Consider the following 9302-nt stretch of genomic DNA (forward strand, 5'->3'; position numbering starts at 1 on the left):
GGTCGGGGCCGTCGGGGAAGCCGGGTTCCGGGCGCGTGAGCGTCGGTGATTTGCGATGGTGGACGGTATGCATGCGAAGGACGTCCTCATCGACGGCTACGGCCGCATCCAGGAAGAAGTCCATGCCGCCCTCGACGGCCTCGGCCCGGACGAGCTGCACCAGCGCCCGGCCGCCGGCGCCAACTCCATCGCCTGGCTGGTCTGGCACCTCACGCGGGTGCAGGACGACCACATCGCCGACGCCTTCGACCTGGACCAGGTGTGGCTCGCGCAGGGCTGGCAGAAGCGTTTCGGCCTCGACCTGCCCCGGCACGACACGGGGTACGCGCACACCCCCGCCAAGGTCGCGAAGGTGCGGGTGACGTCGGTGGACCTGCTGACCGGGTACTACGACGCCGTCCACGAACAGACCCTCGGCTGCCTGCGCGCGCTGGCCGCCAAGGATCTGGAACGCATCGTGGACGAACGCTGGGACCCCCCGGTGTCGCTGGGGGTGCGCCTGGTGAGCGTCCTGTCCGACGACCTTCAGCACATCGGACAGGCCGCCTATCTCAGGGGGCTGCTTCAGAGCGCGGGCGCGTAACCCGGCAGGACCACGTCCTCGATGAGGGCCTTGCGCTCGTCGAACGGGATGAACGCGCTCTTGAGGGCGTTCACCGTGACGGTGCGCAGGTCCTCGACGGTCCAGCCCGCCTGCTCCACGAGCAGGGCCATCTCGCGGGTCATGGTCGTGCCGGACACCAGACGGTTGTCGGTGTTCAGGGTGACCCGGAAGCCCAGGTCCTTCAGGGCAGTGATCGGGTGCTCGGCGATCGACGTCGCGCAGCCCGTCTGGAGGTTGGAGGTGGGGCACATCTCCAGGGCGATACGGCGGTCGCGCACCCAGGAGGCGAGACGGCCGAGCTTGCCGGCCGCGAGGTCGGGGATGTCCTCGGTGATGCGGACACCGTGGCCGATGCGCTGGGCTCCGCAGACCTGGACCGCCTGGTGGATGCTGGGCAGGCCGTGCGCCTCGCCGGCGTGGATGGTGAACGGCACGCTCTCGCGGCGCAGGTGCTCGAAGGCGTCGAGGTGGTCGGCCGGCGGGAAGCCGTCCTCGGCGCCGGCGATGTCGAAGCCGACGACGCCCGCGTCGCGGTAGGCGACGGCCAGGTCGGCGGCCTCGCGGACGCGGTCGAACATGCGCATGCCGCACAGCAGGGTGCCGACGCGGACGGGGGTGCCGGCGGCGGCCGCCTTCGCCATACCGGCGGCGAGACCTTCCTGCACGGTCTCCACGACCTCGCTCATCGTGAGCCCGCCGCTCGTGTTCAGCTCGGGGGCGTAGCGGACCTCGGCGTAGACGACACCGTCGGCGGCGAGGTCGAGGACGTACTCCTCCGCCGTGCGCAGCAGGCCCTCGCGGGTCTGCATGACGGCGAGGGTGTGCTCGAACGTGGCTATGTACCGGACCAGGTCGCCCGAGTTGGCGGCCTCGACGTACCAGGCGGCCAGCTCGTCGGGGTCGGTGGTGGGCAGTGTGTGGCCGACCGCGGCCGCGAGCTCGACGACGGTGGCGGGGCGCAGGCCGCCGTCGAGGTGGTCGTGCAGGACGGCCTTGGGGAGCCGGCGGAGGGTCTCGGTGTCGATGCGGGACGCGGTCATGGGCGTTTCGTTTCCTCGGGTCCTCGGGCAGGTGGTGCGGTGGTGGATCAGTGGCCGGCGGGCTGGAGCAGGTCCCAGCGGTTGCCGTACAGGTCCTGGAAGACGGCGACCGTGCCGTACGGCTCGTGGCGCGGCTCCTCCAGGAAGGTCACGCCGGCGGCGGTCATCCGGGCGTGGTCGCGGGCGAAGTCGTCGGTGTGCAGGAAGAAGCCGACGCGCCCGCCGGTCTGGTCGCCGACGCGGGCCCGCTGCTCGTCGCCCTTCGCGCGGGCCAGCAGCAGCCCGGGGCCGTCGCCCCCGGGCTCCACGACGACCCAGCGCGAGCCGTCGGGGCGCGGGGCGTCCTCGACGAGACGGAACCCGAGGGCTTCGGTGTAGAAGCGGATGGCCTCGTCGTAGTCGTGCACGACGAGGGTGACCAGGGCGACGCGACGCATGGTGACCTTCCGGCAGGGGTGGTTAGCCGGTGAGGTTATACGTAAAACTTCCCGGACGCCAGTCTCGGTCTACGCGCGTTGCGAGGCGGGGTCGGCGAGGGCGCCGGGTGGGGGCACATGGGGGCGCCCATGCGGGTGGGTGCGGAGTTCGTGGGTGCGGTTCACCGTCGCCGAGCGGGACTCCCATGTGCCCCCGGCGGGTCCGCAGGGCGCAGCCGAGCGCTCCCCACGACTCGCCGGGCAGGGCCCCTGCCGGTCGCCAGGTGGATGCGCACGCGCGCCGCCGAGGGTCGGCACGCGCCCCGCCAGCGGTTTCCTCGCGGCCGGGTGAGCAGTCTGCTGGGCGCCGGACGGAGGGGCTCGCACGCCACGCAGCCAGACCTTTCCCTCCCGGCCAGGCGAGCAGACCACTCGGCGCCGGACGCAGGGGCTCGCACCCCACACAGCCACACCCTTCCCTCCCGGCCAGGCGAGCAGACCACTCGGCGCCGGACGGAAGGTCTCACACCCTCTCGGCCAGGTAAGCAGACCCCTGTGCGTCAGACGGAGGGTCCCGCACGCGCAGTCAGGCCTTTCCCTCCCGGGCCGTCGCGTGTCGGGCAGGGGCAGGCGCCGCGTGGCGGCCGTCGGTCTTGTGCCTGCTCTCCGTGTTCCCGCGGGGCGGAGGTGTGTCCTTCAGGGGCTTTCGTCGCCCTGTGCGATCTCCACACGGTGGTGGACGTCGGCCGTTGCGGTGGCCGAGGCCACGCAGGACAGGGCGGTGCAGGCGAGGAGGAGTGCGGAGATCGCGCGGGCGGTGCGGGCGCGGGGGGCGGTCAGCAGGGCCTGGACGCGGTGGGGGACGGGGCCCGTGGCCGCGCCGGGCGCGAAGCCGGGGCGTGCGGTCCGGGCGGCCTGCCCGGCGAGGGCGGCGCGCGCGATGGCGCGGGCGGTCAGGCGCCGGTCGCCGACCGAGACGGCGGCGGCCTCGTCTGCGGCGCGCTCGGCGGCCAGCCGGATCGTCGCGCGGACCGGGCGCAGCGCGGGGTGACACTGCGCCGCGAACTCGGCGGCGGCGAGGGCGTAGTGGTGGCGGCCCGCGGTGTGCGCCCGCTCGTGGGCGAGCAGCGCCTCCCGCTCGGGACCGTCCAGGCAGCGCAGCATCGCCGTGGTGACGACGACCCGGTGCGGGCGGCCCGGCAGGGCGTAGGCGTCCGGGTGGGGCGAGTCGACCACGCACAGGTCACCGGCGACGGCCCCGCGCGCGGCCTCCGCACGCGCCGCCCGCAAGGCACGGGCCTGGCCCAGGACCGAGCGGACGAGGCTCCCGCAGCACCCGGCCAGCGCGCCGACCGAGGCGATGGCGGCCGGGACGACGAAGACGTCGGAGGCGGTGCGCAGCGGATGGACCAGGTCGCCGAGCGCGGCGAAGAGCGGCAGCTTCAGCAGCCCGGTCAGGACGAATGTGCCGAGCGCCAGCGTCGAGCAGCCGGCGAGGAGCACCGCGCAGCCGGTGACGGACCACAGGGCGGCGACCGGGGTCACCCGGTCCAGGGTCCGGCGGGCCAGGGGCGGCAGGGCGCACGGCAACAGCAGCGGCAGCAGAAGCAGGGCGGTCATCGGCCGTCGGATTCGAGCAGGTCGCGCAGGATGCGTTCGTCGTCCGGGCTGAGCTGGGCAACGAAGCGGGCGAGGACCGTCTCGCGGTCGCTGTCCCGGTCCAGTTCGCTGTGCATCCGGCGGGCGGTGAGGCCGTGGGCGTCCTGGACGTCCTGGGCGGGGAAGTAGGCGTACCCGCGGCCCTGGCGCCGCCGGTGGACGACGCCCTTGTCGTGCAGGCGGGTGAGGATCGTCGTCACCGTCGTACGGGCGAGGTCCGCACCCAGGCTCAGCTGGACCTGGCCGGGGGTCTGGGGTGCGCCGGCGGCCCAGAGCGCGGCCAGGACGCTCGCTTCGAGCTCGCCGGCCGGCCGGCGTTCGTCCTTGGCATCGGTCATGGGGAGGTTCTTCACCCGTCTTCGTGTTGCGGTCGTCTTCGTGTTGCGGTCGTCTTCGTGTGCGGTCCAGCGGGGCGTCTACGCCATCGTAGTCAGCCGGCGCCGGCCCTGGTCGCCCGCCGTCATGATCATGCGGCCGGGTACGGCTCGCTCCCGGACGCACCCGGGACCTGGTCGTCCTCAGGGGGGCGCGCCTGCGGCTCCTCGGCGCCGATCACCCGCCCGAGGTCGCGCCACCGACCCGTTCACCGCGTGACGCCGACCGCCGGTCAGCCCGCCTGCGCGCGGGCATCGTCGAGCCGTGCCAGCTCCTCCTCGGTGAGCCGCAGCGCGCCGGCGGCGACGTTCTCGACCAGGTGGTCGGGGTTGCCGGTGCCAGGGATGGCGAGGACGTGCGGGCCCTGGTGCAGGGTCCAGGCGATCCGGACCTGTGCGGGGCTCACCCCGTGGGCCCGGGCGACGGAGAGCACCGCGTCGTCGTGGGCGGTCGTCGCACCGCGCTCTGCGGTCTCTCCGGCCACGGCGTAGAAGGGGACGAAGGCGATGCCGTGCTCGCCGCACAGCCGCAGCACCTCGTCGTCCACGGGACCGGGCCGGTCCACGGCGTACCGGTTCTGCACGGACACCACCGGCGCGATCTCCAGCGCCTCGGCGAGGTGCCGGGGTTCGACGCCGGAGATCCCGAGGTGCCGGATCAGACCGGCCTCGCGCAGTTCGGCGAGGGCGCCGAAGTGTTCGGCGATGGAGTCCTGGCGCATCCGGCGGAGATGGACCAGGTCGAGATGGTCCCGCCCGAGCTGGCGCAGGTTCTCCTCGACGTGCCCGCGCAGCTGGTCGGGCCGGGCGGAGGTGCCCCACTCGCCGTGGTGGTCGCGGTAGGGGCCGACCTTCGTGGCGATGACCAGGTCGTCGGGGTACGGGGACAGCGCGGTGTTGATGAGTTCGTTGGCGGACCGCAGCGACGAGAAGTAGAAGGCCGCCGTGTCGATGTGGTTGACACCCAGCTCGACCGCCTTGCGCAGGACGGCGAGGGACCGTTGCCGGTCGCTCGGGGTGCCGAGGTGGAAGGCGGCGCTGCCCGTCAGCCGCATCGCGCCGAAGCCGATGCGGTGGACGGGCAGGTCGCCGAGTTTCCAGGTGCCGGAGGCGTGTGCGGTGATCGTGTCTGCAGTCATCGGCGGAGTCTCGCACACGGCACCCGTCCGGTCCTCGCGGTCCGTCAGCAGTACAGGTTGGCGCCCGGCGAGACCCCGAGGATCTGGGCGAAGCGCTGGTAGGCGGAGACCCGGCTCTGCACCTGGGCGGGGTTCTTGCCGTCGCACTCCAGCGAGCCGTTGATGCTGCGTATGGTCTGCCCGAACCCGGCACCGTTCACCATGGCGTTGTGCGCGGTCATGCTGCCGGGCCCGGTCTGGGTGTTCCAGTACCACAGGCCGGTCTTCCAGGCCACGGACGCGTTGTTCTGCACGAGAGAGGGGTTGTTGAGCAGGTCGATGCCGAGCGCGTCGCCGGCGGCCTTGTAGTTGAAGTTCCAGGAGAGCTGGATGGGGCCGCGCCCGTAGTAGGCGGCCTGGCCGGCCGGACAGCCGTACGGCCGGCTCCAGTCGCAGTAGTGCGGATAGTTGGCGGTGTTCTGCTCGACCACGTACACCAGGCCGCCGGTCTCGTGGCTGACGTTGGCGAGGAAGGCGGCGGCCTCCTGCTTCTTCACGGTGTCGCTGCCGGTGTTCGCGAAGGGGGGGTAGGCGCCGAGGGCGGCGGTGAGACCGCTGTAGATGTAGAAGGGGTTCCGGTTCGGGAACATCTGGTTGAACTGCGCCTCGCTGACGACGAAGCCGGCGGCGGAGGCCGTGGGGGCCGCCTGGAGCACCAGGGCGGAGGTGCCCAGGGCGAGCGAGGTCAGGAGTGCGGCGATGCGGTGCCTCAACATGGACCAACTCCTTTGTGCGGCACGGCCGCACCCACGGAGGTGGGCACGGCCGTGGTGGGGGGTTGGGCACACTCAACCGCCTTGGTCTGTACCAGTCAAGGGTGTAGACCAGTCAATCGTTGATCGGTTGCGTCGGCGAATTCCAGCGACGCGTGGAGGAGTTGGGCACACGGAGATCGGCCCGACCGCGCACGCGCGGCCGCGCCCGGAACTCAGGAGGAGGTCAGCGCAGCGGCTTCGACAGCACCGCCTTGCGGTGACTGAACGTCTCGATGGAGTAGCGGCCGTGGTAGCTGCCCATGCCGCTCTCCCCCACCCCGCCGAACGGCAGGTCGGAGACGGTGAGATGGGCGAGGGGCAGGCCGTGGCCGAGGCCGCCCGAGGAGGTCTCGGCGGCGATGCGGTCACGGGTCTCGGCGGACTCGCTGAAGACGTACAGGGCGAGCGGCTTGTCGCGGTCGTTGATGAAGTCGATCGCCTCGTCCAGGCCGGGCACGGTGACGATCGGCAGGACCGGGCCGAAGATCTCCTCTTGCATGACGGGCGACTTCGGGTCGACGTCCGCGAGGACGGTGGGCGCGATGTACTTCGCCGCCCGGTCGCCGACGCCGCCGACGACGGCGCGGCCCGAGTCGAGCAGGGCGGAAAGCCGGTCGAAATGGCGCTCGTTGACGATCCGGCCGTACTCCTCGGAGCGCTGCGGGTCCGCGCCGAACAGACCCTCGATCGCGCGGACCAGCGCGGCCTCCAGGGCGGTCGCGGTCTCCGGGTCGGTCAGCACGTAGTCGGGGGCGACACAGGTCTGGCCCGCGTTGAGGAACTTGCCCCGGGCGAGCCGGTCGGCGACCGTGTCCAGGTCGGTGCCGCGGTCCACGAACACCGGTGACTTGCCGCCCAGTTCGAGCGTGACCGGGGTGAGGTGCTCCGCGGCGGCCCGCATGACGACGCGGCCGACGGCGCCGTTGCCGGTGTAGAAGATGTGGTCGAAGCGCTCGGCCAGCAGGGCCGTGGTCTCCGGGACGCCGCCCTCGACGACGGCGACCGCGTCCGTGTCCAGATAGGCCGGGATCAGCTCGGCCAGGGCGGCGGAAGTGGCCGGGGCCAGCTCGCTCGGCTTGGCGACGACCGCGTTGCCGGAGGCCAGCGCGCCCACCATGGGGGCGAGCAGCAGCTGCGCCGGGTAGTTCCAGGGGGCGATGACGAGGACGACGCCCAGGGGGTCGTACTGCGTCCAGGCCGTGGCGTCGGCACCGAGGTGCGCCGGGACGGGCGCGGGCTCGGGGCGCAGCCAGTCCGCGAGGTGCTCCAGGGTGTGGTCGATCTCCCGGACCGTGAAGTCGATCTCGGTGCGGTAGGCCTCCGCGCTGCTCTTGCCGAGGTCGGCGTCGAGGGCGGCGGCGAGGTCGGCGCCGCGTTCTGAGAGCATCGCGCGCAGCCGGCGCAGCTGGCCGGTGCGCCATTCGACGGGCTTGGTCCGGCCGGCGGCGAAGGTGGCGCGCAGCCGGGCCACGATGTCGGCGGGCCGCTCGGGCAGAGAGTCGTTCACGGGTGCCTCACTGGGTGCACAGGCCGGTTCGTGCCGGGCCTGGGTTTCCGGTCGGTCAGGTGGAGAGGTCAGGCGTAGAAATCAGGTGTTTGCACCAGGTGTAGATACCAACCTTTCACAGCCTGAAGTTCATCCCGAAGCCGCGTCGGGGTGAGGAGGGTCACGTCCCCGTACGGCCCGGCTCCCGCCGTTCCGTCTCCTGTCGTCGGCGCCCCAGGTACGCGCGTTCGGCCTCGCTCGGCGCCAGCTCGGCGGCGTGGCCGTACTCCGCCGCCGCCTCGGCGGTCCGGTCCAGTCGGCGCAGCAGGTCGGCGCGGACGGCGTGCAGCACGTGGTACCGGCCGAGGCCGAGCGCGTCGACCAGCTCCAGGGCCGCCGCCGGCCCCTCGGTCTCGGCGACCGCGACGGCCCGGTTCAGGGCGACGACCGGGGACGGCGCCACGGCCATCAGCTGGTCGTAAAGGGCGAGGATCTGGCGCCAGTCCGTGGCGGCGGCGGTGGGCGCGTCGCTGTGCACCGCGTTGACGGCGGCCTGGATCTGGTACGGCCCCGGCCGGTTGCGGCGCAGACAGCGCCGGACCAGTTCCTGACCCTCGGCGATCAGCGCCCGGTCCCACCGGGCGCGGTCCTGCTCGGGCAGCGGGACGAGAACGCCGTCCGCGTCCCTCCGGGCCGGCCGCCGGGCCTCCACCAGCAGCATCAGCGCGAGCAGACCGGTGACCTCGGGTTCGTCCGGCATCAGCTCGGCGAGCAGCCGGCCGAGGCGCAGCGCCTCCGCGCACAGGGCGGGATCGCCCGTGTAGCCCTCGTTGAAGATCAGGTAGACGACGGCGAGGACGGCGGAGAGCCGGTCGGGCAGGTCGGCGTCGCGGGGCACGCGGTACGGGATGCCCGCGTCCCGGATCTTGGCCTTGGCCCGCACCAGCCGCTGGGCAAGGGTGGCCTCGGGCACCAGGAAGGCGCGGGCGATCTGCGCGGTGCTCAGGCCGCCGAGCAGCCGCAGGGTGAGCGCGACCCGGGACCGCGGGGCGAGCGCGGGGTGACAGCAGGTGAAGATCAGTCGGAGCCGGTCGTCGCGCACGGGGCCCTCCTCGGGCGGTGCGTCGGGGGCGTACAGCCGGGCGGCCTCGGCGTGCCGCGCGTTCCGGGAGGACTCCCGGCGCAGCCGGTCGACGGCCCGGTTGCGCGCGGTGGTGATGATCCAGCCGGCCGGGCTGGGCGGCACACCGGTCTCGGGCCACCGGGTCAGGGCCGTGGCGAAGGCGTCCTGGACCGCTTCCTCGGCGAGGTCGATGTCGCCGAGGAAGCGGACGAGGACGGCGACCGCGCGCCCGTACTCGGTGCGGAAGACGGCCTCGATGCCGGGGGCCTCGGCCATCGGTGCCGCTCCGCCGTCAGTGCTGGTCCACGAAGGGCCGTACCTCGATGGGCAGCGTGGTCGCGAGGGCGGCCTTGCGGCCCCACTCCAGGGCCTCGTCCAGGTCGGCGGCACGGATGAGGCACAGGCCGCCCAGGTACTCCTTGCCCTCGGCGTACGGGCCGTCGGTGACCAGCACGTCACCGTCCTGCGGGCGCAGCATGGTCGCGGTCTCCGGGCCGTGCAGACCGCCGGCGAAGACCCAGGCGCCGGCGGCGCGCAGTTCGTCGTTGAAGGCCTCGACGTTGCGCATGATCTCCGCGAGGGCTTCGGGACCGGGCGGCGTGGCGCCGGCCGGCTGGACCACGCTGAGCAGGTAGTGCTTCATGACGTCCTCCAAGGCGTCGTGCCC

General features: G+C 73.0%; 10 protein-coding genes. 1 reads left to right on the forward strand and 9 read right to left on the reverse strand.

Features of this window, described 5'->3' with window-relative positions; translation table 11 throughout:
- Positions 1 to 67 precede the first annotated feature (67 nt).
- Positions 68 to 583: a DUF664 domain-containing protein gene (locus tag AB0L21_RS29635; RefSeq protein ID WP_365702763.1), complete on the forward strand. Its 516-nt coding sequence runs from the start codon at positions 68 to 70 to the stop codon at positions 581 to 583.
- Here the strand turns inward: AB0L21_RS29635 and AB0L21_RS29640 are convergent.
- From AB0L21_RS29640 to AB0L21_RS29680, 9 genes are all read right to left on the reverse strand, one after another.
- On the reverse strand, positions 565 to 1644 hold the full coding sequence (locus tag AB0L21_RS29640) for an adenosine deaminase (protein ID WP_365702761.1): 1080 nt from the start codon (positions 1642 to 1644) through the stop codon (positions 565 to 567). The genes AB0L21_RS29635 and AB0L21_RS29640 overlap by 19 nt on opposite strands.
- A gap of 47 nt (positions 1645 to 1691) precedes the next feature.
- Positions 1692 to 2081, reverse strand: a complete 390-nt coding sequence (locus AB0L21_RS29645) for a VOC family protein (protein WP_365702759.1) — start codon at positions 2079 to 2081, stop codon at positions 1692 to 1694.
- A gap of 675 nt (positions 2082 to 2756) precedes the next feature.
- Complete coding sequence (locus AB0L21_RS29650) at positions 2757 to 3680, reverse strand: M48 family metalloprotease (RefSeq protein WP_365787499.1); 924 nt, start codon at positions 3678 to 3680, stop codon at positions 2757 to 2759.
- Positions 3677 to 4057, reverse strand: a complete 381-nt coding sequence (locus tag AB0L21_RS29655; protein ID WP_132790437.1) for a BlaI/MecI/CopY family transcriptional regulator — start codon at positions 4055 to 4057, stop codon at positions 3677 to 3679. The genes AB0L21_RS29650 and AB0L21_RS29655 overlap by 4 nt, the downstream gene beginning before the upstream one ends.
- A 269-nt stretch (positions 4058 to 4326) precedes the next feature.
- A complete protein-coding gene (locus AB0L21_RS29660) occupies positions 4327 to 5232 on the reverse strand; it encodes an aldo/keto reductase (protein WP_365787501.1) in 906 nt (301 codons plus the stop codon).
- Positions 5233 to 5276: 44 nt separating this feature from the next.
- On the reverse strand, positions 5277 to 5987 hold the full coding sequence (locus tag AB0L21_RS29665) for a chitinase (protein ID WP_365787503.1): 711 nt from the start codon (positions 5985 to 5987) through the stop codon (positions 5277 to 5279).
- Between the two features lie 223 nt (positions 5988 to 6210).
- The gene (locus AB0L21_RS29670; protein WP_365787505.1) at positions 6211 to 7533 is read right to left on the reverse strand and encodes an aldehyde dehydrogenase family protein; all 1323 of its coding nucleotides are present in this window, start codon (positions 7531 to 7533) and stop codon (positions 6211 to 6213) included.
- Positions 7534 to 7693: 160 nt separating this feature from the next.
- Positions 7694 to 8911 (reverse strand): RNA polymerase sigma factor, encoded by a 1218-nt coding sequence (locus AB0L21_RS29675; protein ID WP_365787507.1) that lies wholly within the window; start codon positions 8909 to 8911, stop codon positions 7694 to 7696.
- Between the two features lie 16 nt (positions 8912 to 8927).
- Positions 8928 to 9278, reverse strand: coding sequence for a YciI family protein (locus tag AB0L21_RS29680; RefSeq protein WP_365702747.1), 351 nt, complete (start codon positions 9276 to 9278; stop codon positions 8928 to 8930).
- Positions 9279 to 9302 lie beyond the last annotated feature (24 nt).

It is taken from the genome of Streptomyces sp. NPDC052721 (assembly GCF_040678315.1).
Classification (GTDB): Bacteria; Actinomycetota; Actinomycetes; order Streptomycetales; family Streptomycetaceae; genus Streptomyces.